The sequence below is a fragment of the Crenalkalicoccus roseus genome, from assembly GCF_004761865.1.
Taxonomy (GTDB): Bacteria; Pseudomonadota; Alphaproteobacteria; order Acetobacterales; family Acetobacteraceae; genus Crenalkalicoccus; species Crenalkalicoccus roseus.
In genome coordinates, this window is sequence record NZ_SJDM01000017.1 from 35,900 (window position 1) to 58,844 (window position 22,945).

A 22,945-nucleotide genomic window follows, 5' to 3' on the forward strand; every position below is an offset into this window, starting at 1 on the left:
CGGCGCCTCACTCGGCATCGCGCAGACCGGGCCCCGAGGCACCCTCGACGATGGCCTGCACCCTCGCCTCGGCCTCGCTCAGCCTGGCCTCGCAATGCTTGCGCAGCGCCGTGCCGCGCTCGTAGTCGGCGATCGCCTCGGCGAGGGTGCCCTTGCCCTGCTCCAGGCGGCTGACGATCGCCTCCAGCTCGGCCAGCGCATCCTCGAAGGACAGGGCGCCGATCTCGCGCGGGGGCATGGCGGCCTCGCTGCGGCCTTCGGGCATGCGGATCTCCTTTGCACCTCTGTGACCATACAGGCGATCCCGGCCGGGCGGAACGTCCGGCCCCCTCCCCGCCGCGCCACGGGCGAAGGGTGTCACCGCTCCGGGCGCTCGGGCCTCCATGGGAGGGAAACCCGCCTCAGGCGGGCCGGTTCAGCAGGCGCGCCAGAAGGCCGCGCTCACGGATCCGGGCGAGGGCCTCGCGGGCCTCGAGCGCGGCCCGGTCGGCCATCGCCGCCCGCGCCTCCGCCTCGGCGGCGCGCCGGCGCGCCTCCGCCGCCCGCTGCTCGGCCTCTCCGGAGCGGACCTCCGCCTCGGCGACGCGGCGCTGCGCCTCCGCCGCCCGCCCCTCCACCTCGGCCGCCCGCATCGTCGCCTCGGCGGCCTCGCGCTGCGCCGCCGCCGCCTGGGCATCGGCCGCGGCGGCGCTGGCGCGCAGGTGCTCGAGCGCCTGGCGGAGGAAGGACAGCGACTGGCGCAGCCCCTTCGTCTCCCCTGCCTCCTGCTCCGTCTCCTGCATGCGGCGGGTGGCCTCCTCCGCCCGGCGCGTCGCCTCCGCCGCCTGCGCCTGCGCCTCGGCGGCCCGCGCCTCGGCCACGCGCAGCGCCTCCCGCAGGCCCGCAACCTCGCCCTCGCGGCGCGCCAGCATCTGGCGCAGCGCCGCGAGTTCCGGCGCCTCCTCGCCCATCCCCTCGCCGCTGGCGAGTCGCTCCAGATGCGCCAGCGGCACGCCGATGCGCGCCATGCCGTCATTGCCGCGGGTCCTCGGCCAGCCCTTGCGGGCGACCAGGCGCTTCGCGGAGGAACGCTCGATGCCGAGAAGCTGCGCCACCTCGGCGTAGGTCATCCAGCGAACGTCGCCGACCTCGTCCATCTCGTGTCCTGGCAGGAATCCCGGGCGCCCCTTTAGGCAGGCGGCGCCCCGGTGGCACTAGGGATCACGCTTGCGTAACGCTTTGCCGCGGCGGAACTTCCCCGGCGGGGGCGGAGAGTGCCGGCTCCTCCTCCACCGCTCCCCTGATGCGCCGCATCGGCACCATGGCCTGCCACAGCAGGCCCTCGGGCCGCCAGCGCAGCGCGATGCTGCCGCCAAGCTGGCGGCCCACCGTCGCCTGCAAAACAGAGGAGCCGAAGCCCCGCCGCCGCGGCGGCGCGGCGACCGGCGGCCCGCCCGTCTCCGCCCAGGCGAGGGAGAGCACCTCCTCGCCCTCCTGCCCAGGCAGCACCTCCCAGCAGATGGCCACCTGGCCGGAGTGGGAGGACAGCGCGCCATGCTTGGCGGCATTGGTCGCCAGCTCGTGGAAGGCCATGGAGAGGGCCTGCGCCGCGCCGGGGGAGAGCAGCAGCGCCGGCCCTTCCAGCACCGCCCGCGGCCCGCCCTGCGGGGAGAGGAAGGGGGTCAGCGCCCCCTCCACCAGCGCGCGCAGCTCCACCCCCCGCCAATTGCCGCGCGCGAGCAGGGTGTGGGCGCGCGCCAGCGCCGCGACCCGCCCCTCCACCGTGCGCGCGAAGGCCTCCGGATCCTCCCGCGGCGTCAGGCGCAGCGCCGCCTGCACCACGGCGAGGGCATTGCGCGCCCGGTGGTCGAGCTCGCGCGTCAGCAGCGCCTGGCGCTCCTCGGCCTCCCGCCGCGCGGTGACGTCCCGCGCCACCCCGGCCACCAGCAGCGGCGCGCCGGTCGCCTCGTCGCGCTCCACCACCGCGCCGCGCGAGGCGACCCAGCGCCACCCCCCGTCCGGGGCGGGCAGGCGGAACTCCGCCTCGAATCGCGGGCTCCGCCCCTCCAGCACCTCCCGCAACGCCGCCTCGGCGCGCGGCCGGTCCTCGGGGTGGATCGGGGCGAGCCAGGCGGCGAGGCCGAACCCTTCCGGGGGCAGCGCCGGCAGCGCATCGGCAAGCCGCCCCGCGCGGCGCCCGAGATCGCGGCGCACGTCGTATTCCCAGGTGCCGAACTCGGCGGCCTCGATCGCCAGGCGCAGCCGGGTCTCGCTCGCGCGCAGCGCCGCCTCCGCCGCCTTGCGGTCGGTGATGTCGAAATGCGCGCCGTAGGTGACGTCCTGCCCGCCGATCCGCACCCCCTGCACCCGCACCAGCACGTCGCGCAGCGCGCCGGACTTCAGCCGGTGCCGCGCCTCGAATTCCTGCGCGTCCGGGCCCACCGCATGGGCCCGGCCGCGGCTGCGGATGGCCGCCGAATCGCCCAGCGCGTCGATGTCGGCGATGGAGAGGCGGGTGAACTCCTCGCGCGTGTAGCCGTAGTCGAGGCAGGCGCGGTCGTTCACCTCGAGGATGCGGTGCGTGGCCGGGTCTATCACGATCACCGCGAAGGGGGCGGATTCGAACAGGGCACGCTGCCGCGCCTCGCTCGCCCGCAGCGCCGCCTCCGCCGCGCGGGCCTCGGTGATGTCCACGTTGCAGCCGACATAGCCGGCGAACTCCCCGCCCGGACCGTGCCAGGGATCGGCCTCGCAGCGCAGCCAGCGCACCGCGCCGGCGGCATCGCGGACCCGCAGCTCGTGGCGGAAGGGCCGGCGCCGCGCGGCGGCGGCGCGGAACGCCGCCACCGCCGCCTCCACATCCTCGGGCAGGACGATGTCGCGCCAGCCATGGCCGAGCATCGCCGCCACGGGGCGGCCGAACATCTCCTCGTAGCGGCGGTTGGCGAAGATCAGCCGGCCCTCCGGATCGGTCATCCAGACCAGCGCCGGAACGGTGTCCGCCATGGCGCGGAACCGCGCCTCACCCCCCGCCGCCGCGCGCCACCCGCGCAGCAGGAGCAGGAGGGGAAGCGAAAGCGCGGCGGCAAGGCCGAGGGCGGCCGGCCAGCCCGCCGCCATGCCCAGGGGCAACAGGGCCGCTGCCGGCAGCACCCCCCAGAGCGGCCAGGGGATCTCCCGCGCGGCCCGGCGCGGCGCGGCGACACCCGTCGCTTCCGGGGATGTGTGGGGGGCGGTGCTCAGCGGCTCCGGTCGGGAGGTCATGCCGGAGGTTAACCTGGTTCCGGGCACGGCGCGCAGCCCGCCGCGCCGGATCCGGGGCGGGACGGGCTGGAAACGCGCCCCGCCCCGTGGCCCAATCCCCCTGCCGGGCGGGAGGACGCCATGCGGATCGGCGCGGCGATGTTCGTCACCGACTATTCCATGGCGCCGGGCGCGCTGGCCCGGGCGCTGGAGGAGCGCGGCTTCGACAGCCTCTGGGCGCCGGAGCACTCGCACATCCCGCTCTCCCGCCTCTCGCCCTTTCCCGCCGGGGGCGAGCTGCCGCGCGAATATGCGGAGGTGATGGACCCCTTCGTGGGCTCGCCGCCGCCGCGGCGGCGACGCGCAGGCTGCTGGTCGGCACCGGCGTCTGCCTGGTGGCGCAGCGCGACCCGATCCAGACCGCGAAGCTGGTCGCCTCCCTCGACCAGGTCTCGGGCGGGCGGTTCCTGTTCGGCGTCGGCAATGGCTGGAACGCCGAGGAGATGGCGAATCACGGCACCGCCTTCGCCACCCGCCACCGGCTGGCGCGCGAGCGGATCGAGGCGATGAAGGCGATCTGGACCGAGGAGCGGGCGGAATACCACGGCGGGATGGTGCGCTTCGGCCCGATGCACGCCTGGCCCAAGCCGGTGCAGAAACCGCACCCGCCGGTGATCGTCGGCGGCGCCTTCCCCTATGGCGCGCGCCGGGCGCTGCGCTACGGCGACGGCTGGATGCCGCACCGCGTGCGCCGCCACTACCCGGACGTGACCGCGCTGCTGCCGGAGTTCCGGCGCATGGCGGCGGAGGCGGGGCGCGACCCGGCCTCCGTTCCGGTCACCGTCTGGGGCGCGCCGGAGGACCCCGGCCTGCTCCGGCGCGACCGCGACCTCGGCGTGGCGCGGGTGGTGGTGAGCCTGCCCTCGGCCGGGGCGGATGCGGTGCTGCCGCTGCTCGACCGCTGGGCGGCGCTGATCCCGGCGCTCGCGGGCTGAGCGCGGCGCCGCCTCGCGCGAAGGCGCCCTACAGCACCGCCTCGGCCACCACCCGCACCGCCTCGGTGGTGGCGCCGGTCAGCACCAGCGTGCCGACCTTGCCCTCCTTCGCCACCGCCTTCCAGGCCTGCAGCCGGTCGCGGATGCGCTCGGGCGGGCCGACCAGGGCGATCTCGTCCACCAGCGTGTCGGGCACCGCCGCCGCCGCCTCCTTCTTCCTGCCGTCCAGGAACAGGTCCTGGATCTCCGCCGCCGCCGCCTCGTAGCCGAGGCGCCTGGCGTAGTCGTTGTAGTAGTTCTTCCCCCGCGCCCCCATGCCGCCGATGTAGAGGGCGAGTTCGGGCTTCAGCGCGTCGCGGCAGGCCTGCACATCCTGCCCGATGCGGATCTTGGTGTAGGGGGCGATGTCGAAGCCGGCGAGGCTGCGCGGCTTCCCCGCCTTCTCCATGCCGTCCAGGATCGCCTTCGCCACCGTGTCCGCCCGCTCCGGCGACATGAAGATCGGCAGCGTGCCGTCCGCGATCTCGCCGGCGAGGCGGAGCCCCGCGGGGGTGATGGAGGCGGTGTAGAATTTCATCCCCGGCTCGGCATGGACGATGCTCTTCAGCGGCTTGCCGAGGCCGGTGGCGCCGGGGCCGCGATAGGGGATCTGGTAGTGCTCCCCCTGGTGCTCCAGCGGCGCCTCGCGGGCGATGATCCTGCGGATGATCTCGATGTACTCGCGCGTGCGGCCGAGCCCGTTGCCGTAGGGCACGCCGTGCCAGCCCTCCACCACCTGCGGCCCGGAGGGGCCGACGCCGCAGAGGAAGCGGTTGCCGGAGAGCGCCTGCAGGGTCATCGCCGTCATCGCCGCGCAGGCCGGGGTGCGCGCCGGGATCTGCATGATGCCGGTGCCGCCCTTGATGCGGGTGGTGCGCGCCAGCACCCAGGCGATCGGCGTCACCGCATCGGTGCCGTAGGATTCGCCGCACCACACCGCGTCGAAGCCGAGGCGCTCGGCCTCCAGCACCGTCTCCAGCTCGAGCTGCGGCCTGGCGCCGCGGATCATGCCGATGGTCATGCCGAGCCGCATGGACACCTCCCCCCTCCCGTCAGAGCCGCGCCAGCACCGTGTCGCGGAAGCGCCGCATCTCCGCGAGCACGGCATCGGCCGTGGCGCCGGCGAAGCCGACATCCACATGCGAGACGCCGAGGTCGCGGAGCGCGCGCAGATCGCCCAGGATGTCGCCGGCGCCGCCCGAGAACAGCCGCCGCTCCCCATCCCCCGCCCGCGCCGGCACCTCCGGCCCGTGCGCCTGCACGCGGTAGGCGACGCCGACCGCCCGCGGGTCGCGCCCCGCCTCCGCGGCCAGCCGGCGCAGCCGGGCGATGCCGGCCTCGAGCCGCTTCAGGCTGTCGAGCGGGTGCGCGGGGTTGGTGCCGATCGGGTACCAGGCGTCGCCGATCCGCGCGGCGCGGCGCAGCGCCGGGCCGCTCTCGCCGCCGACCCAGATCGGCGGGTGCGGCTTCTGCGCCGGCTTGGGCGCGAAGACGATGCCCGAGAAGCGCACATGCCGCCCCTCGAAGCGCGGATCCTCCTCGGTCCACAGGACGCGGAAGGCATCGAGCCACTCGTCGGTCACCGCGCCGCGGGCGGCGAAGTCGGGCGCGCCGATCGCCTCGAACTCCTCCCGCAGCCAGCCCGCGCCGACGCCGAGCGTCAGCCGCCCGCCGGAGAGCACGTCGATGGTGGCGAGCGTCTTGGCGGCGAGCACCGCCGGGCGGTGCGGCACCACCATCACCGAGGTGACGAGCCTGAGGCGCGAGGTCTTCGCGGCGACGAAGGCGAGCGCGGCGAGCTGCTCGTGCCGCTCCCCGCGCGAGCCGCTCGGGAACTCGCCGCTCTCGGTGTAGGGGTAGCGCGCCCGGATGTCGCGCGGGATCACCACATGGTCGCTGAAGGTGGCGTAGGCGAAGCCCATCGCCTCGCCTTCCGTCACCAGGCGGACGAGGCTGTCCGGCGCCGCCAGCGGTCCCGCGATCGGCGCGCTGAAGCCGAGCTGCATGGCGTCCCTCCCTCCCGCCCCGATTGCCTCCGGGCCGGCCTTCCCACACGATGCGGAAGTTGGCGCCCGGCGGCAAGCCGGCGGCGCCGCAACGGGGGCAGGAGGACGGGCGTGGCGGGCATTCCCCTCGTGGAGCGGCTGGAACGGGCGCCGCTGGCGGAGCTGATGGCGGAGGCCGCCGCGCTGCGCGACCAGGGGCACGGGCGCCTCGTCTCCTATTCCCGCAAGGTGTTCATCCCGCTGACCAGGCTCTGCCGCGACGTCTGCCACTACTGCACCTTCGCCGAGCCGCCGCGCCCGGGCCGGCCCGCCTACCTTCCGCCCGAGGCGGTGCTGGAGATCGCCCGCGCCGGCGCCGCCGCCGGCTGCACCGAGGCGCTGTTCACCCTCGGCGACAAGCCGGAGCTGCGCTGGCCGGCGGCACGGGAGGCGCTCTCGGCGCTCGGCCACGCCACCACCATCTCCTACCTGCGCGCGATGTGCGCGCTGGTGCTGCGCGAGACCGGGCTGCTGCCGCACGCCAACCCCGGCGTGATGACGCGCGAGGAGATCGCCGCGCTGCGCGAGGTGACGGCGAGCCAGGGCCTGATGCTGGAATCCGCCAGCCTGCGCCTCTGCGCGCCAGGCGGCGTGCACCACGGCTCGCCCGACAAGCACCCGGCGGCGCGGCTGGAGACGATCCGCCTCGCCGGCGCGCTGCGCGTGCCCTTCACCACCGGCATCCTGATCGGCATCGGCGAGACGCGGGCGGAACGGATCGAGGCGCTGCTGGCGATCCGCGACCTGCACGCCGAGTTCGGCCACGTCCAGGAGGTCATCGTCCAGAATTTCCGCGCCAAGCCCCGCACCCGGCGGGCGGGGTCGCCGGAGCCGGACCTCGACGACCTGCTCTGGACCATCGCCGCGGCGCGCCTCCTGCTCGGCCCGGAGATGAACATCCAGGCGCCGCCCAACCTCTCGCCCGGCGTCTATCCGCGGCTGGTCGAGGCCGGGCTGAACGACTGGGGCGGCGTCTCCCCCGTCACGCCCGACCACGTGAACCCGGAGGCGCCCTGGCCACACCTCGAGGAGCTGGCGCGGCGCACGGCGGAGGCCGGCAAGGTGCTGGTGCGGCGCCTGCCCGCCTATCCCGCCTATGTGCGGGAGGCCGGGGCGTGGCTGGCGCCGGAGGTTGCGGCGCGGGCGCGGCGCCTGGCCGACGCGGCGGGGCTGGCGCGGGAGGATGCCTGGTCGCCCGGCGAGACGGCGCCGCCGCGCCTGCCCGCCGCACGGCTCGCCCGCGCCGAGGCGGGGCTGGCGCGCGCGGCGGAGCGGGCGGCGCGGGGCGAGCGGCCGGAGCCGCCGGAGATCCTCCGCCTCTTCGCCGCGCGCGACGCGGATTTCGCCCATGTCACCGCAGCCGCCGACGCGCTGCGCCGCGCCGTCAGCGGCGAGGTGGTGCGCTACGTGGTGAACCGCAACATCAACTACACCAACATCTGCGCCTTCCGCTGCCGCTTCTGCGCCTTCTCCAAGGGCAGGACGCACGAGGCGCTGCGCGGCGCGCCCTACGACCTGGCGATGGAGGAGATCGTCCGGCGCGCCGCCGAGGCCTGGGAGCGCGGCGCCACCGAGGTCTGCCTGCAGGGCGGCATCCACCCCGACTACACGGGCGAGACCTACCTCGCGATCTGCCGCGCCATCAGGGCGGCGGTGCCCGCCATGCACATCCATGCCTTCTCGCCGCTCGAGGTGGCGCAGGGCGCGGCGACGCTCGGCCTCGCCGTGCCGGAATTCCTGGCGCGGCTGCGGGAGGCCGGGCTCGGCACCCTGCCGGGCACGGCGGCGGAGATCCTGGACGACGCGGTGCGCGCCGTGATCTGCCCCGACAAGCTCGACACCGCCGCCTGGCTCGGCGTGATGCGCGCCGCGCACGGGCTCGGCCTGCGCAGCACCGCCACCATCATGTTCGGCCATGTCGAGGGGCCGCCCGCCTGGGCGCGGCACCTGCTGGCGCTGCGCGACCTGCAGGCGGAAACCGGCGGCTTCACCGAATTCGTGCCGCTGCCCTTCGTGCACATGGAGGCGCCGATGTACCTGAAGGGCGAGGCGCGCCGCGGCCCCACCTTCCGCGAGGCGGTGCTGATGCACGCCGTGGCGCGCCTCGCGCTGCATCCGCACATCCGCAACATCCAGACCTCCTGGGTGAAGATGGGGCCGGAGGGCGCGGCGCTGTGCCTGCGGGCCGGGGCCAACGACCTCGGCGGCACGCTGATGAACGAGAGCATCTCCCGTGCCGCCGGCACGCAGCACGGCCAGGAATTCCCCCCGGCGGCGATGGAGGCGCTGATCCGCGGCATCGGCCGCGAGCCGCGCCAGCGCGACACGCTCTACCGCCCGGTGCCGGAGGAGCGGCGGGCCGCGTCCTTCGCCGCGGCGGCGCTCGCCCCGGTGGTGCAGACGCCGCCCCGCCGGCGGGAGGCGGCGCCGGCCTGACCCTCAGAGCCGTTTCCACACGGCTGTGATCGGGGAAACGGCTCTGGCCCTTTGTCCGCAGGGCGGATCCCCGGTTCCGGCCGTCCGCGATCCGCTCTAGCCGAGGCCCTGTTCCGCCAGCGCGGCCGCCACCCCGTTCGCCTCCAGCCAGGCGCGCGTGCGCGTGCCGGCGGATTGCGGCAGGCGCAGGAAGGCGGCGAGGTCCGCCGGGTGGTCGATGTCCAGGCCGATGCCGGGCAGGCGCAGCACGCACGGTGCGATGCCGCGGCGCCGCGCGGCCTCGAGATGCGGGAAGAAGCTGTTGTCGCCGAAGCGCAGCGGCACCACATCGGGCGGCGAGCAGGCGACGGCGTTGGAGCCCATCTCGTCATGCGCCGCCGCGATGGTGAAGGCGGGCGCCCCGCCATGCGCCGCCAGCACCGCCTCGAACTCGGCGGCGGTGGCGGCGGGGATGTCGCCCGGCACCGCCATCGCGCCGCTCCGCCCCTCCCGCGCGAGCAGGCGCAGCGCGGCGGCGACGCTGCCGGTGTGACCCTCGCGCGCGCCCTCGGCGACGATGCGCGCGCCGATGCGTCGCGCCTGCGCCGCCGCCCAGGGATCGAGCGTCACCACCAGGATGCCGGCGAGGCCGCGCGTGGCGGCGAGCGCCTCCAGCACCTCCGTCAGCATCACCTCGGCCAGGGCGCGACGCCGCGGCGGCGCCAACAGCGGGGAGAGGCGCTGTTTCGCCCCGTCCAGCTCCTTCACCGGCAGCACCGCCCAGAGGTCGCGGCTCATGCGCGAAGCGAATCCGCAAGGTCGAGTGCGGCGCGCGCCAGCGCCTCGCGCTCCGCAAGCGTCGTCATCAGCGTGCGGGCGAGCGCGACGCGCGGCCGCAGCCCCTCCGCCTCCACCGCGTCCGCCTCGTCCATCACGTAGCCGTCGAGCAGGTCGCCGTAGCGGCGCGCCACGGCGGCGGCGCCCGGCGCCTCGCCGAGCAGCTCGCGCCACATCTTCGCCGTCGGTCCCTTCACCGCCCGGCCGCCAATGATCGGCGACACCGCGACCACCGGAGCGCCGCAGCCGCGGATCGCCGCGCGCAGGCCGGGAACGGCGAGGATCGGCTCCACGCTGATGAGCGGGTTGGAGGGGCAGATCACCACCGCGCGCACCCGGCCTCCGGACAGCGCCGCCAGCACCTCGGGCTGCGGCCGCGCCTGCCCGGCGCCCGCGAAGGCAATCCCCCGCACCGCCGGGCCGCATTGCCGACGCACGAACCAGTGCTGGAAGTCGAGCCATCCCTCCCCGGTGAGAAGGCGCGTGCGCACCGGATCGTCCGACATCGGCAGGATGCGCGCGCTGATGCCGAGGCGGCGGCGGAAATCCTCCGTGACGGCGCTCAGCGTCTCGCCCGCGCGCAGGCGGCGCGTGCGCTCGACATGCGTCGCCAGGTCGCGGTCGCCGAGGCGGAACCAAGTCTCGCCGCCGAGTTCGGCGAGCGCCGCCATGAAGGACCAGGTCTCGTCGCGCCGCCCCCATCCGGTTTCCGGGTTGTCGAGCCCGGCCAGCGCGTAGATCAGCGTGTCGAGATCGGGCGAGATGGACAGGCCGAGATGCTCGAAATCGTCGCCGGTGTTGGCGACCACCAGCAGCGCCCCCTCCGGCAGCACGCGGGAGAGGCCGAGCGCCAGCTTGGCGCCGCCGACGCCGCCCGAAAGCGCCACCACAAGGTTCACCGGAACAGATCCTCCTCCGGGGCGCGCACCAGCGCCCGCGCCGCGGCGGGCGGCGCGTCCCAGCGGAGGCCGCGCAGCAGCACCGCCGGCTGCGCCTCGTCGCCCTGGCCCATCAGCAGCGAGGCGGCGGCGGCGATCTCGTCGGCGAAGCCGGTGATGCTCACCTCGAGGCGACGGCCGAACAGGTCCGGCCGGCCGCGCAGGTCGAGCAGCGCCGGCAGCCCCGCCGCGCCGATCGCGACGCCGACCGTGCCGCGGCGCCAGGGGCGGCCGAAGCTGTCGCTGATCACCACCGGCAGGCCGAGCCGCTCCCGCAGCGCCGCCGCGCTGGCGTCGGGATCGCGGGGCAGCAGCAGCACGCGCTCCGCGCCGTCCGCCGCGGCGACGTTGGAGCGGTCCACCCCGGCATTGGCCATGACGAAGCCAAGCCGGTGCTGCATGATCAGCAGCCCCGGCCGCGCGCGCACCACGCGCACGGATTCCGAGAGGATCACCTCCACCAGGCGCGGATCCTTGCCCACCGCCGCCGCCAGCGTCCGCGCCCTGGCCGAGGGCGTGACCGTGGCGAGGTCCAGCATCCGTCCCTCGGCCTTGGAGACGATCTTCTGCGCCACCACCAGCACATCGCGCGCATCGGGTACGGCGCCGGCGCGCGCGAGCGCCGCCGCGAGCAGCGCGGCGAGGTCGTCACCGGCCCGCACCAACGGGATGCCGGGCAGCGCCAGGAGCTCCAGCCGGCCTGGGGCGGGCATCCGCGCTCAGCCGAAGCGGCGGCGCAGCCGCGGCAGCACCTGCTCCCCGTAGAGGGAGAGGAAGCGCGCCTGGTCCGGCCCCGGGGCGTGGAACACCAAGTGGCGGAAGCCGAGGCCGACATAGAAGCCGATGCGCTCCACATGCTCCTCCGGGTCGGTGGAGACGATCCAGCGGCTCGCCGCGCGTTCCAGCGGCAGCGCGTCCGCGAGCCGCTCCATTTCCGCCGGGTCCTCGACCGACATCTTCTCCTCTGACGAAAGGGCCAGCGCCGCCCAGTGGCGCGTGTCCCGCAGGGCGCGGTCGCGGTCGGTGTCGAAGGAGACCTTCACCTCGATCATGCGCTCGAAGGGCCGGCCGTTCCCGGCCTGCTCCAGCCCCGCCGCGACGTTGGGCAGCAGCGTCTCGGTGTAGAGCTCGGCCTTCTTGCCGCTGGTGCAGATGAATCCGTCGCCGGCGCGACCGGCGTATTTCGCCACCATCGCCCCCGCGGCGGCGATCCAGATCGGCACCGGCCGCTCCGGCCGGTCGTAGATGGTGGCGTTCTCGGTGCGGTAGTACTGCCCCTCGAAGCTGACCCGCTCCTCCGTCCAGAGGCGGCGGATCAGCGCCACCGCCTCGCGCAGCCGGGCGAAGCGTTCCTTGAACTCCGGCCAGGGCTGGCCGGTGGCCGGCACCTCGTTCAGCCCCTCGCCGGTGCCGATGCCGAGCACGACGCGACCGGGGAACATGGCCCCGAGCGTGGCGAAGGCCTGGGCGACGATGGAGGGATGGTAGCGGAAGGTCGGCGTCAGCACGCTGGTGCCGATGGCGACGCGCGCGGTGCGCGCCCCGAGGGCGCCGAGCCAGGCGATGGAGTTCGGCGCGTGGCCGCCGCTGTGCCGCCAGGGCTGGAAGTGGTCGCTGACGAAGACGCTGTCGAATCCCGCCGCCTCCGCCTGGCAGGCGAACTCCAGCAGCGGGCCGGGGGCGAATTGCTCCGCCGATGCCTTGTAGCCGAGCTTCAGCACGTCGCGACCCCCTCCGCCGGCGCCCGGGCGCGGGCGCCCGGTGATCTATAGCCCGCGCCCAGCGCCGCCACCAACCGGGGATCAGGTGTCGGCCAGGGCGGCGATGATGCGGTCGCGCGCCGCCCGGTCCTCCTCTTCGTGCACGGGCTGGATGCAGACATGGGTGGCGCCGGCCTCGAAATGCGCGCGCAGGCCGCGCTTCACCGCCTCGGCCTCCCCCCAGAGCACCATCGCGTCGATGAAGCGGTCGCTGCCCCCGTCTTCCAGCTCCGCCTCGGTGAAGCCGAGGCGCAGCCAGTTGTTGCGGTAATTCGGCAGCGTCATGTAGCGCGCCAGTTCCCTGCGGCCGAGGGCACGGGCGCGGGCCGGGTCGGTCTCGAGGCAGACCTTCTGCTCCACCGCCAGCACCTTGCCGGGGCCGAGGATGGCGGCGGCGCGCCGGGTGTGCTCCGGGGTCACGTTGTAGGGAACAGCGCCGCGGGCGCGCTCGGCGGCGAGCGCCAGCATCCTCGGGCCGAGCGCGGCGAGGAGGATCGGCCAGCGCCCGGCCTCCGGCTGGTCCCTGGCGATGGCGTCGAGATAGGCGCGCATCGCCGGCACCGGCTTCTCGTAGGCGTGGCCGCGCAGCCGCTCCACCATCGGGGCGTGGCTGACGCCGAGGCCGAGGATGAAGCGGTCCCCGTACAGCGCGTTCAGGGTGATGAGGCCGCGCCGGGCGGCGAAGGCATCGCGCGCGTAGATGCTGGCGATCGAGCTGCCGACCATCAGCCGCGTGCCGGCGCCGAGCAGGAAGCCGGCGAGCGAGAAGGATTCGTAGCCCCGCGCCTCCGGATACCACAGCGTCGAATAGCCGTGATCCTCGACGGTGCGGACCAGGTCGCGCAGCCCCGCCGCATCCAAACGGTCCGTCGGATACCAGATGCCGAGCCGCCCGATCCGCATGCTGTCATCCCGCATGACATGGCCTCCCTTCCCCGCACGGTGACCATCCTGGCGCCGCGCCACAATCGTGGCAAGAAAATGGCAATACCCAGGCAAGAAAAAGGCGGCGCCTGATGGCACCGCCAAGTTCAGGGAGGAAACGTCCAAGAAAGGCAGCAGACAGAGAGGTCTGCTGGCCGCCGCGAAGATGGCTGCGCCCGGCTGAACGTCAAGAGCGGGTGGCGGTTGCGCAGCGCCTGGGGATCGCGATGCTGTGCTCATGCCGTCGGCGCGCCGTGGCCGCGGGCGGCGTAGCCTGCTTTCCGCGAGGGAGGACGGCCATGGGCGAGGTCCGCCAGGTGAAGGGCTGCTGCCCGCTCGACTGCCAGGACACCTGCGCCTGGGTTGCGGAGGTGGAGGAGGGCCGCGTCGTCGCCGTCCGCGGCGCCAGGGACCATCCCTTCACCCGCGGCGTGCTCTGCGCCAAGGTGAACGACTACCAAGCGCGCACCTACGCCCCGGACCGCCTGCTGCATCCGCTGCGGCGCGTCGGCCCCAAGGGTTCCGACCGGTTCGAGCGCATCTCCTGGGAGGCGGCGGCGGCGCTGATCGCCGAGCGCTTCCGCGCGATCGCCGACCGGCACGGGCCGCAGGCCCTCCTGCCCCACCGCTACCTCGGCTCCATGGGCGTGGTGCAGCGGCGGGCGCCGATGCGCCTGTTCCATGCCCTCGGCGCCAGCCGGTTGCAGGGCGGCATCTGCAGCGTCGCCGCCATCGCCACCGCCGCGGAGGGGCTGCCGCTCGGCTTCGACCCGGAGGACATGGCGGAGAGCCGGCTGATCCTGCTCTGGGGCCTCAACCTCCTCACCACCTGCCACCACCACTGGCATTTCGTGCAGGAGGCGCGCAGGCGCCACGGCGCGCGGATCCTCTGCCTGGACCCGATCCGCACCCGCACGGCGCGCCAATGCGACGAGCACATCGCGCTCCGCCCCGGCTCCGACGCGGTGCTGGCCGCCGGAATGGCGCGGGTGATGCTGGAGGAGAGGCTCGCCGATCTCGGCTTCGCCCGCGGCGCCTGCGCCGATTTCGACGCCCTCGCTGCCCAGGTGGCGCCCTGGACGCCGGAGCGGGTGGCCAAGGCCTGCGGCATCCCCGCCGAGACGGTGCCGCGCCTCGCGCGCGACTTCGCCGCGGCGCGGCCGGCGGCTATCCGCGTCGGCGTCGGGCCGCAGCAGACAGTGCATGGCGAGGAGTTCCTGCGCGCGGTGCACGCCCTGGCCGTGCTGGGCGGGCACTGGCGGCACCGCGGCGGCGGCGTGCTCACCATCGCCACGCCCGGCCTCGACGATCTTCGCGCCGAGCGCGCCGACCTGATCCCGCCCGGCGCGGCGCCGCGCGCCCTCGACATGGCGCGGCTCGGCGCGACGCTGACCGACCCGGCGCTCGACCCGCCGGTGATGGGGCTGATGGTCTGGGGCACCAACCCGGCGGTGGTGCAGCCGGATGCCGGGCGGGTGCGGCGGGGCCTGGCGCGGGAGGACCTGTTCACCGTGGTGATCGAGCACTTCCTCACCGACACCGCGCGCCACGCCGACGTGGTGCTGCCCTCGACCACGCAGCTCGAGCATTTCGACGTGCTCGGCGCCTGGGGGCACCAGTACGTCACGGTCAACCTGCCGGCCATCGCCCCGCTCGGCGAGGCGAAGTCGCACGGCGAGATCATGCGCCTGCTGGCGCGGAGCCTGGGCCTCGACCACCCGGCGCTGCGCGAGGACGACGAGACGATCGCCGCCTCCGCCCTGCCGCCGGGTTTGACGCTGGCGGCGCTGAAGGAGGCGGGGTGGGTGAAGATGGAGAAGCCGCCGCCGCGCCTCGACGGCGCCGGGCTGCGCCTCGCGCGCGGCGTGACGCCGCCGCCCGCCCCGCCCGAGGGGATGCTGCGGCTGCTGACGCCGAAGGCGCACTTCTTCCTCAACTCCAGCTTCGCCAACCAGCCGCGCCAGCGCCGCGCGCAGGGCGCGCCGCGGCTGGAGATGGCGCCGGCGGATGCGGCGGCGCGCGGCCTCGGCGAGGGGCAGGCGGTGCGGATCGGCAATGCGCGGGGGACGATCCTCGCGACGCTGCACGTGACCGATGCCGTGCCGCCCGGCGTCGCGGCGCTGCCCGGCAAGTGGTGGGAGGCGGACGGGGCGGTGGCCAACCTGCTCACCCCCTCCGCCTGGTCGCCGGGCGGCCAGCCGGCCTACAATGACGTGTTCGTCGCCGTCGAGGCGCCGGCCGCGGCGGCCTATTCCTGGCGGTAGTTCGGCGCCTCGCGCGTGATCGCCACGTCGTGCACGTGGCTCTCGCGCAGGCCGGCGTTGGTGATGCGGCGGAAGCGGCAGTTGCGCTGCATCTCGGCGATGGTGGCGTTGCCGGTGTAGCCCATCGCCGCGCGCAGCCCGCCCACCATCTGGTGGATCACCGTGCCGACCGGCCCCTTGTAGCCGACGCGGCCCTCCACCCCCTCGGGCACCAGCTTCAGCGAATCCTGCACCTCCTGCTGGAAGTAGCGGTCGGCCGAGCCGCGGGCCATGGCGCCGAGGCTGCCCATCCCGCGATAGGATTTGTAGGAGCGGCCCTGGTAGAGGAACACCTCGCCCGGCGCCTCGTCGGTGCCGGCGAAGACGCTGCCCATCATCACGCAGTCCGCCCCCGCCGCGATCGCCTTGGCGATGTCGCCGGAGCTGCGGATGCCGCCATCGGCGATGGCCGGTACGCCGCGCTCCCGCGCCGCGGCGGCGCATTCCATCACCGCGGTGAGCTGCGGCACGCCCACCCCCGCCACCACGCGGGTGGTGCAGATCGAGCCCGGTCCGATGCCGATCTTCACCGCGTCGGCGCCGGCCTCGGCCAGCGCCAGCACGCCCTCGGGCGTCGCCACGTTGCCGGCCACCACCTGCACCGCGTTGGACATGCGCTTGATGCGCTCGACCGCCGCCAGCACGCCGCCCGAATGGCCGTGCGCGGTGTCCACCACCACCACGTCCACCTCGGCCCGCACCAGCGCCTCGACGCGGCGGAGGCCGTCCTCGCCCACGCCGGTGGCGGCGGCGACGCGCAGCCGGCCGAGCGCGTCCTTCACCGCGTTCGGGTTGGCCTGCGCCTTCTCCATGTCCTTCACGGTGATGAGGCCGATGCAGCGCCCGGCCTCGTCCACCACCAGCAGCTTCTCGATGCGGTGGCGGTGCAGCAGGGCGCGGGCCTGCTCCGGCGTCACGTCGGGGGGGGCGGTGACCAGGTTCTCCCGCGTCATCAGCTCGTAGACCCGGGTGTTCGGGTCGGTGGCGAAGCGGACGTCGCGGTTGGTGATGATGCCGACGAGGCGCCCGCCCGGCTCGCCATTGGCGCCGCGCTCCACCACCGGGATGCCGCTGATGCGGTGCTGGTCCTGGATGGCGCGGACCTCGGCCAGCGTCTGGTCGGGGTGGATGGTGACCGGGTTCACCACCATGCCGGATTCGAACTTCTTCACCCGCCGCACCTGGGCGGCCTGGTCCTCCGGCGACATGTTCTTGTGGATCACGCCGATGCCGCCGGCCTGGGCCATGGCGATGGCCATGGCGGCCTCCGTCACCGTGTCCATGGCCGCGGAGACGAGCGGGATGTTGAGGGCGATCTCGCGCGTCAGCCGCGTGCGCGTGTCGGTCTGGTGCGGCAGGACGGTGGAGTAGCCGGGCACCAGCAGCACGTCGTCGAAGGCGAGGGCGTCCTCGATGACGATGCGGGCGCGGGGGCCTGCGTCGGGCAGGAATTCGGGAGCCATGGTGGACCTTTCGCGGGGAGGGCGCGATCCGCACCTTGGCGGCCCCCCATAGCCCCATCCGCCCCCGCGCCGCAAGCGCGGGGCGCGTTGCCGCCGCCCCTTAGCCCCAGAGCCGGCCGAGCGCCGCGGTCAGCTCGTCCGGGTCGTAGGGCTTGGCGAGCACCGGCACGTCGGCATGGGCGCTCGGCAGCCCCTCGGCGCCGTAGCCGGTGGCGACCACGAAGGGCACCTGCCGCGCCGCGAGCACATCCGCCACCGGCGTGGAGGTCTCGCCCGCCAAGTTGAGGTCCAGCACCGCCGCGTCGGGCATCTCGCGCTCGAGCAGCGCCAGCGCCTCGGCCACGGTCGCCACCGGGCCGATGATGGTGGCGCCGGCGTCCTGCAGGGCGTCCTCGACCAGCATGGCGACCAGCGCCTCGTCCTCCACCACCAGGATGCGCCGCCCCGTCAGCCTCGTCATTCCGTCTCTCCCCCCGGGGCGGGCCGGAAACGGATCCTGGCCCGGAAACCCGATGTCCTGTAGTCGAGCGTCACCGTCGCTCCCTGGCCCAGCTCGTTCGGCAGGCCCGAGCGCAGGAGCCGCGTGCCGAAGCCCTGCCTCTCGGGCGGCCGTGCCGGCGGCCCGCCGCCTTCCTCCCAGGCAAGGTCCACCCAGCCTTCCTCCTCCCGCCGCCAGGTCAGCACCACCTGCCCGGTGGGCAGGCTAAGCGCGCCATGTTTGGCGGCATTCGTGGCCATTTCGTGGATGGCGAGCGCCAGCGCCAGGGCTTGGCGCGGCGCCAGCCAGACCGGCGGCCCCTCCAGGCGGATGCGGGTCTGCGCTCCCCCATCGCCCGCTCCGCGCCAGGGCGCAAGGGCCGACGCCGCCACCTCCTCCAGCGTGGCGCCGCGCCAGGTGCGCGCCGTCAGCAGGTCGTGGCCGCGGGCGAGCGCCATCAGCCGGTCCTGGAAATCGGCGAGGAACCCCTCCACCGGTCCGGGGCCGGCGCGACGCGCGGTCTGTCGCGCCAGGGAGAGCACAGTGGCCAGGGTGTTCTTCACCCTGTGGTTCAGCTCCCCGATCAGCAGGCGCTGGCGCTGCTCCGCCTCGCGGCGGGCGGTGATGTCGCGCACGAAGCCGCCGAGCAGGGCCGGCCGCTCCTCCGGCTCGCCGATCGGGAAGCCGAGCACGCGGATCCAGCGCCGCTGCCCGTCGGGGCGACGGATGGCGTATTCGAGGTCCATCGCCTCGCCGGACAGCATCCGGCGCAACGCCTCCGCCGTCTGCCCGGGCTCCTCTGCGCCGCGGGCCAGGGCGGTGTGGCCCGCGCCCGGCCCGGGCGGGGCGCCCCAGAGGCGCGCATAGGCGGGGCTGACATAGTCCAGCCGGTCCGCACCGGCGTCGAGAACCCAGAGCACGTCCGGGCTCGCCTCGGCGAAGCGGCGGAAGCGGGTCTCGGAGGCGGCGAGGGCCCCGGCCGCGGCGACCGCCGCCGCGCGTGCCGCTGCCTCGGCCGCCACCTGCCGCTCCAGCGCCTGGCGGGTCTCGACAAGGTCCGTCACATCCGTGGCCGATCCGATCCAGCGCCGGATCACCCCGTCGGCGCCGCGCGCCGGCAGGGCACGGGCGACGAACCAGCGCCAGGCGCCGTCGGCCCGGCGCATCCGGCACTCCGCCTCATAGGGCTCGCCACGCTGCAGCGCCGCGCGCCAGGCGGAGAGCACCGCCGCGCGGTCCTCGGGGTGGACGGGCACGCGCACCGCCTCCGGCGCCTCCCGCGGCGGCTGGCCGGTGAACTCGAAGAAGCGGGGGTTCAGGTAGTCCACCCGCCCGTCCGGCCCGCTCGACCACACGATCTGCGGCACCGCCTCGGCCAGGATGCGGAAGCGCAGCTCCGACTGGCGCAGCGCCTCCGCCGCCTGCCGCTCCGCGTCGATGTCCATCAGCGCCGCCACGGCGAAGGCGATCCGCCCCTCATCGTCGCGGATCGCCGCGGCCTGGGCCCGGATCCAGACCGAATCGCCCCCTGGACGGCGCATGCGCAGCTCGGCGCTGGCCGGGGACTCCCCCGCGAGCGCCCGCGCCAGCGGCCGCGCCTCGGCGGGCACCAGCCGGCCCTCCCCGTCGAAGGCCTGGTAGCGGGCGTAGTCGGCGACGCCGGCGGCGGCCATCTCGGGCACGCCGAGCATCCGGGCGGCGCGGCGGTTGGCCAGGATGATCCGGCCCGAGGGCGCCTCCGCCAGCACCACGCCCACCGGCACGTGGTCGAGCACCGCCTGCAGCCGCGCGGCAAGGCGCGCGCTCTCCGCCTGCCGCGCGCGGCGGCTGCGCGCCGCGGCGACCAGGGTGGTGGCGACGGCGTCCACCTCCCGCACCCCCGAAGCGCGGAGCGGCACCGGCACCTCCCCCCGCCCGGCCACGCGGGCCACCGCCTGCAGCCCGCGCAGCGGCCGGACGAGGCGCCGGTCGCCCCAGAAGGCGATGCCGAGGGTGAGCGCCAGCAGGAGGGGCAGGCCGCCCAGCACCACCGGCGCCATGGCGCGGCGCAGCGCGCCGTCCACCGCGTCCCGCGGCACCCCGACCAGCACCGTCCAGGGCATGCCGGAGACCTGCCGCCAGGCCATGTGCACCGGCACGCCGTCCCGCGTGGTGCTGGTGCGCCAGCCGGCCGGCGGCCAGCCCGCCTCCCGCAGCGCCGCCAGCGCGTCCGGATGCACCTGCTGGCCGACGAAGCGGGCGGGCAGCGGCACGCGGGCGAGAATGGTGTGGCTGCCGTCCAGCACCGAGGCGACCCAGCCGGGCGGCAGGCGCAGGCGCTCGAGGACGGCCGACCAGAAGCCGATCCCGTCGGTGGAGAGCAGGAGGTCCAGCGGCGCTCCCGCCGCGCCGTCCACGGGCTGGCGGAAGACCACCACGGGGCGGCCGGTCTCCGGATCCCGCCGCAGGTCGGAGACGCGGAGCGCGGGCGGCGCGGCATCGCGCTCGGCCGGGACCAGGCTCAGCTCCACCCCGAGCGAGGCCTGCAGCACCGCAGCCTGCCGGGAGAAGGCCTCGGCATCCGCCGCCAGCACCGCGGGCGAGGAAGCGAGCACCGAGAGGGAGCCCCGCAGCGCCGCGATCTCCCGCTCCACCGCCGCGGCGATCTCGCGCGCCATCTCCTCCCCGCCACGGACCAGGCGGGCACGCTCCATCTCGGCGAAGCGCCAAGCGGCGAAGCCGGCCGCGCCCCAGGCGGGCAGCAGTGCCAGCAGCACGAGCAGGACCAGCAGCGCGCGCACGCCAAGGCCGCGCCTGGGCCGAGCCGGATGCCGCACCGTCGCCTCGTTCATGCGCCCTGCCGCCGCCCCTCCTCCCTACGGCGTGACACCCCTTCGCCGATCACGCCTCCGCCACCCTTGGGCGACCGATTCGCCGCTCCTGCCCCGGCGAATCAGGCGCCAGCCCGCGCAGATCCCGAGAGGGTCTGCGCGCGGGTTCCTCCATGGCGCAAGGAGAGGGGCGCGTCCACAAGCCGCCGACATGCCCCCGCCGGCGGGGCGGCGTCAGGCCCGCCCGCGCGCCTCGGCGATGGCGCGCCAGATCCGCTCCGGCGTCGCCGGCATGTCGATGTGGCTGATGCCGAACTCCGACAGCGCGTCCACCACGGCGTTCATCACCGCCGGCAGCGAGCCGGCGCAGCCGGCCTCGCCGCAGCCCTTGGCGCCGAGCGGGTTGGTCCGGCACGGCACGGGGTGGCTGCGGAAGCCGAAGCCGGGCAGGTCCGAGGCGCGCGGCAGGGCGTAGTCCTGGAAGCTGCCGGACAGGAGCTGGCCCTCCTCGCTGTAGGCGACGCGCTCGTAGAGCGCCTGGCCGATGCCCTGGGCGATGCCGCCATGCGCCTGGCCCTCGACCAGGAGCGGGTTCACGACGACGCCGAAATCGTTCACCGAGACGTAGCGCACCACCTCGGCGACCCCCGTCTCGGGATCTATCTCCACCTCGCAGACATGGCAGCCGTTGGGGAAGGCCATCGGCGCCTGGTCGAAGACGTGGCGCACGTCGAGGCTGCGCGGCGCATCGGGCGGCAGGCGGCCGCCCTCGGCGCGCAGCCGGGAGGCGAGCTCCATGATGCCGATGGCGCGGTCGGTGCCGGCGATGACGAAGCGGCCGAGGCCGTCGGCGCCGCGCTCGAACTCGATGTCGGCCGGCGCCGCCTCCAGCAGGTGCGCGGCGGCGGCGCGGCCCTTCTCGATCACCTGCTGCGCCGCCTCCACGATCGCGGCGCCGGACGCCATGAGCGACTTGGAGCCGCCGGTGCCGCCGCCGGCGACCAGCCGGTCGGAATCGCCCTGCACCAGCCGGATCGCCTCGAAGGGCACGCCGAGGGTCTGGTGCAGCACCTGGGCGAAGGGCGTCCAGTGGCCCTGGCCGTAGTCGAGCGTGCCGGTGACGATGGTGACGGTGCCGTCCTCGTTGAACAGGATCTCGCCCTGCTCCTTCATGGGCGGCGCGGTGCATTCCAGGAAGTTGCCGATGCCCCGCCCGCGCAGCCTGCCGCGCGCGCGGCTTTCCGCCCGGCGCGCCTTGAACCCCTCCCAGTCGGCGGCCTTCAGCGCCTCCTCCAGAATGGCGGAGAAGTCGCCGCCGTCGTAGACGCTGCCGGAGGCGGCGTGGAACGGGAACTGGTCGGGCCGGATGTGGTTGAGCCGGCGCAGCTCGACGGCGCTGCGGCCGGTCTCCCGCGCCGCCTGCTCGATCAGCCGCTCCATGAAGTAGTTGCCCTCCGGCCGGCCGGCGCCGCGATAGGCCGAGACGGGCGTGGTGTTGGTGAGCACGCATTTCGTGCTCACCTCGATCAGCGGCGTGGCGTAGTTGCTCTGGACGTTCTTGACGAAATTGCCGGTGCCCATCAGCGGCGCGACGGTGGCGAGGTAGCCGCCCATGTTGGCGAAGGCGGTCAGCCGCACCGCCAGCGCCCGCCCCTCGTGGTCGAGCGCCAGCTCCGCCGTCACCTCGTGGTCGCGCCCGTGCTGGTCGGAGAGGAAGGAGCCGGTGCGCTCGTCGGTCCACTTCACCGGGCGGCCGAGCACCTTCGCCGCGTGCAGCAGGCAGGGGTATTCCGGATAGGCGCTCGCCTTCATGCCGAAGCTGCCGCCGACATTGCCGGTGAGGATGCGCACCCTGTCCTCCGGCACCTTCAGTATGTCCCGCGCCATCTGCGCGCGCAGGCCGAACACGCCCTGGCTGCCGACATGCAGCGTGTAGCGGCCCGTCGCCGGGTCGTACTCGCCGATGGCGCTGCGCGGCTCCATGGGGCAGACCACGACGCGGTTGTTGCGGATCCCGAGCCGGGTGACGTGCGCCGCCCGGGCGAAGGCCTCGGCCACCTTGTCCGCGTCCCCGTAGTGGAAGTCGAGCACCACGTTGCCCGGGACATGGTCGTAGAGCTGCGGCGCGCCCGGCGACGCGGCGGCGGAGGCCTCGGTCACCGCCGGCAGGAGGTCGATGTCGAGCACCACCGCCTCGGCGCCGTCGCGCGCCGCGGCGCGGGTCTCCGCCACCACGCAGGCCACCGGGTCGCCCACGAAGCGCACCTTGTCGGTCGCCAGCGCCGGCCGCTCGACATTGATCAGCGGCGAGCCGTCGCGGTTCCTGAACGGCAGGGCGCAGCGCAGCGGCCCGTAGCCCGCGGCGGCGAGATCGGCGCCGGTGAAGACGGCGAGGACGCCCGGCACCTGCCGCGCCGCCTCGGTGTCGATGCCGCGGATCACGCCATGCGCGTAGGGGCTGCGCACCATCACGCAGAAGAGCTGCCCCGGCAGGTTGATGTCGTCGGTGTAGCGGCCGCGCCCCTGCAGCAGGACCGGGTCCTCGTTGCGCGGCACGGGCTGGCCGATGCCGAATTTCAGGCGCGTCGGGTCCGGCATGGAGGTGTCGGGCATGTCTCTCTCGCCTTGTGGGTGCGCGGACGGATCGCGGGGAGGTTAGGACACTCCGCCGCCGCGCGCGACCCCGCCCGGCGTTGACAGCCGGCCCCGCCCCGGC

At 75.0% G+C, this 22,945-nt stretch carries 17 protein-coding genes; 3 read left to right on the forward strand and 14 right to left on the reverse strand.

Translation table 11 applies throughout. From position 1 onward, the window contains the following. Nucleotides 1–7: 7 nt before the first annotated feature. From ET526_RS12650 to ET526_RS12660, 3 genes are all read right to left on the reverse strand, one after another. Entirely contained in the window at nt 8–265 is a 258-nt protein-coding gene (locus ET526_RS12650) for an exodeoxyribonuclease VII small subunit (protein ID WP_240048378.1), read from the reverse strand. Between the two features lie 136 nt (nt 266–401). Next, complete coding sequence (locus tag ET526_RS21265; RefSeq protein WP_158295573.1) at nt 402–1,136, reverse strand: hypothetical protein; 735 nt, start codon at nt 1,134–1,136, stop codon at nt 402–404. A 64-nt stretch (nt 1,137–1,200) separates the two neighbouring features. After that, a complete protein-coding gene (locus tag ET526_RS12660) occupies nt 1,201–3,243 on the reverse strand; it encodes a PAS domain-containing sensor histidine kinase (protein ID WP_135468067.1) in 2,043 nt (680 codons plus the stop codon). Here ET526_RS12660 and ET526_RS12665 point away from each other — a divergent pair. Continuing rightward, on the forward strand, nt 3,201–4,217 hold the full coding sequence (locus ET526_RS12665) for a TIGR03619 family F420-dependent LLM class oxidoreductase (RefSeq protein WP_240048379.1): 1,017 nt from the start codon (nt 3,201–3,203) through the stop codon (nt 4,215–4,217). The two genes, ET526_RS12660 and ET526_RS12665, sit on opposite strands and share 43 nt — an antisense overlap. A 28-nt stretch (nt 4,218–4,245) precedes the next feature. On the opposite strand, the gene ET526_RS12670 is transcribed toward ET526_RS12665, so the two are convergent. Further along, complete coding sequence (locus ET526_RS12670; RefSeq protein WP_135468068.1) at nt 4,246–5,289, reverse strand: LLM class F420-dependent oxidoreductase; 1,044 nt, start codon at nt 5,287–5,289, stop codon at nt 4,246–4,248. A gap of 19 nt (nt 5,290–5,308) precedes the next feature. Continuing rightward, nucleotides 5,309–6,262, reverse strand: a complete 954-nt coding sequence (locus ET526_RS12675) for an LLM class F420-dependent oxidoreductase (RefSeq protein WP_135468069.1) — start codon at nt 6,260–6,262, stop codon at nt 5,309–5,311. Nucleotides 6,263–6,373: 111 nt separating this feature from the next. On the opposite strand from ET526_RS12675, the gene cofH reads away from it, so the two are divergent. Next, the gene (cofH, locus tag ET526_RS12680) at nt 6,374–8,737 is read left to right on the forward strand and encodes a 5-amino-6-(D-ribitylamino)uracil--L-tyrosine 4-hydroxyphenyl transferase CofH (protein WP_240048380.1); all 2,364 of its coding nucleotides are present in this window, start codon (nt 6,374–6,376) and stop codon (nt 8,735–8,737) included. 96 nt (nt 8,738–8,833) lie between these two features. Here cofH and cofC read toward each other — a convergent pair whose 3' ends face one another. The 5 genes from cofC to ET526_RS12705 all read right to left on the reverse strand — a co-directional run bounded on the left by cofC (nt 8,834) and on the right by ET526_RS12705 (nt 13,169). Beyond that, nucleotides 8,834–9,514, reverse strand: a complete 681-nt coding sequence (cofC, locus tag ET526_RS12685) for a 2-phospho-L-lactate guanylyltransferase (protein ID WP_135468071.1) — start codon at nt 9,512–9,514, stop codon at nt 8,834–8,836. After that, a complete protein-coding gene (gene cofD / locus ET526_RS12690; RefSeq protein ID WP_135468072.1) occupies nt 9,511–10,452 on the reverse strand; it encodes a 2-phospho-L-lactate transferase in 942 nt (313 codons plus the stop codon). Before cofD ends, cofC begins: the two co-directional genes overlap by 4 nt. Then, complete coding sequence (gene cofE / locus ET526_RS12695) at nt 10,449–11,204, reverse strand: coenzyme F420-0:L-glutamate ligase (protein ID WP_135468073.1); 756 nt, start codon at nt 11,202–11,204, stop codon at nt 10,449–10,451. Before cofE ends, cofD begins: the two co-directional genes overlap by 4 nt. Nucleotides 11,205–11,210: 6 nt before the next feature. Next, nucleotides 11,211–12,212 (reverse strand): glucose-6-phosphate dehydrogenase (coenzyme-F420), encoded by a 1,002-nt coding sequence (fgd, locus tag ET526_RS12700; RefSeq protein ID WP_135468074.1) that lies wholly within the window; start codon nt 12,210–12,212, stop codon nt 11,211–11,213. An 81-nt stretch (nt 12,213–12,293) separates the two neighbouring features. Further along, on the reverse strand, nt 12,294–13,169 hold the full coding sequence (locus ET526_RS12705) for a TIGR03620 family F420-dependent LLM class oxidoreductase (protein WP_158295574.1): 876 nt from the start codon (nt 13,167–13,169) through the stop codon (nt 12,294–12,296). A 305-nt stretch (nt 13,170–13,474) separates the two neighbouring features. Between ET526_RS12705 and ET526_RS12710 the strand changes: the two genes are divergently transcribed. Continuing rightward, nucleotides 13,475–15,439 carry a molybdopterin-containing oxidoreductase family protein gene (locus ET526_RS12710; RefSeq protein WP_158295575.1) on the forward strand — a complete coding sequence of 655 codons (1,965 nt, stop codon included), beginning with the start codon at nt 13,475–13,477 and terminating at the stop codon, nt 15,437–15,439. Here the strand turns inward: ET526_RS12710 and guaB are convergent. The 4 genes from guaB to ET526_RS12730 all read right to left on the reverse strand — a co-directional run bounded on the left by guaB (nt 15,424) and on the right by ET526_RS12730 (nt 22,842). Continuing rightward, nucleotides 15,424–16,941, reverse strand: a complete 1,518-nt coding sequence (gene guaB, locus ET526_RS12715) for an IMP dehydrogenase (RefSeq protein WP_135468077.1) — start codon at nt 16,939–16,941, stop codon at nt 15,424–15,426. The two genes, ET526_RS12710 and guaB, sit on opposite strands and share 16 nt — an antisense overlap. 100 nt (nt 16,942–17,041) lie before the next feature. Then, nucleotides 17,042–17,401 (reverse strand): response regulator, encoded by a 360-nt coding sequence (locus tag ET526_RS12720; RefSeq protein WP_135468078.1) that lies wholly within the window; start codon nt 17,399–17,401, stop codon nt 17,042–17,044. After that, on the reverse strand, nt 17,398–20,250 hold the full coding sequence (locus ET526_RS12725) for a PAS domain S-box protein (RefSeq protein WP_135468079.1): 2,853 nt from the start codon (nt 20,248–20,250) through the stop codon (nt 17,398–17,400). Before ET526_RS12725 ends, ET526_RS12720 begins: the two co-directional genes overlap by 4 nt. A 213-nt stretch (nt 20,251–20,463) precedes the next feature. Further along, entirely contained in the window at nt 20,464–22,842 is a 2,379-nt protein-coding gene (locus ET526_RS12730; RefSeq protein ID WP_135468080.1) for a xanthine dehydrogenase family protein molybdopterin-binding subunit, read from the reverse strand. Nucleotides 22,843–22,945 lie beyond the last annotated feature (103 nt).

Excerpts from the sequence above, each read along its gene's own strand:
- ET526_RS12710 (WP_158295575.1), top strand. The coding sequence starts at position 13,475 with ATGGGCGAGGTCCGCCAGGTGAAGGGCTGCTGCCCGCTCGACTGCCAG.
- ET526_RS12725 (WP_135468079.1), bottom strand. The coding sequence starts at position 20,250 with ATGAACGAGGCGACGGTGCGGCATCCGGCTCGGCCCAGGCGCGGCCTT.
- ET526_RS12675 (WP_135468069.1), bottom strand. The coding sequence starts at position 6,262 with ATGCAGCTCGGCTTCAGCGCGCCGATCGCGGGACCGCTGGCGGCGCCG.
- ET526_RS21265 (WP_158295573.1), bottom strand. The coding sequence starts at position 1,136 with ATGGACGAGGTCGGCGACGTTCGCTGGATGACCTACGCCGAGGTGGCG.
- cofE (WP_135468073.1), bottom strand. The coding sequence starts at position 11,204 with ATGCCCGCCCCAGGCCGGCTGGAGCTCCTGGCGCTGCCCGGCATCCCG.
- ET526_RS12720 (WP_135468078.1), bottom strand. The coding sequence starts at position 17,401 with ATGACGAGGCTGACGGGGCGGCGCATCCTGGTGGTGGAGGACGAGGCG.
- ET526_RS12730 (WP_135468080.1), bottom strand. The coding sequence starts at position 22,842 with ATGCCCGACACCTCCATGCCGGACCCGACGCGCCTGAAATTCGGCATC.
- ET526_RS12660 (WP_135468067.1), bottom strand. The coding sequence starts at position 3,243 with ATGACCTCCCGACCGGAGCCGCTGAGCACCGCCCCCCACACATCCCCG.
- guaB (WP_135468077.1), bottom strand. The coding sequence starts at position 16,941 with ATGGCTCCCGAATTCCTGCCCGACGCAGGCCCCCGCGCCCGCATCGTC.
- ET526_RS12665 (WP_240048379.1), top strand. The coding sequence starts at position 3,201 with ATGTGTGGGGGGCGGTGCTCAGCGGCTCCGGTCGGGAGGTCATGCCGG.
- ET526_RS12670 (WP_135468068.1), bottom strand. The coding sequence starts at position 5,289 with ATGCGGCTCGGCATGACCATCGGCATGATCCGCGGCGCCAGGCCGCAG.
- ET526_RS12705 (WP_158295574.1), bottom strand. The coding sequence starts at position 13,169 with ATGCGGGATGACAGCATGCGGATCGGGCGGCTCGGCATCTGGTATCCG.
- cofC (WP_135468071.1), bottom strand. The coding sequence starts at position 9,514 with ATGAGCCGCGACCTCTGGGCGGTGCTGCCGGTGAAGGAGCTGGACGGG.
- ET526_RS12650 (WP_240048378.1), bottom strand. The coding sequence starts at position 265 with ATGCCCGAAGGCCGCAGCGAGGCCGCCATGCCCCCGCGCGAGATCGGC.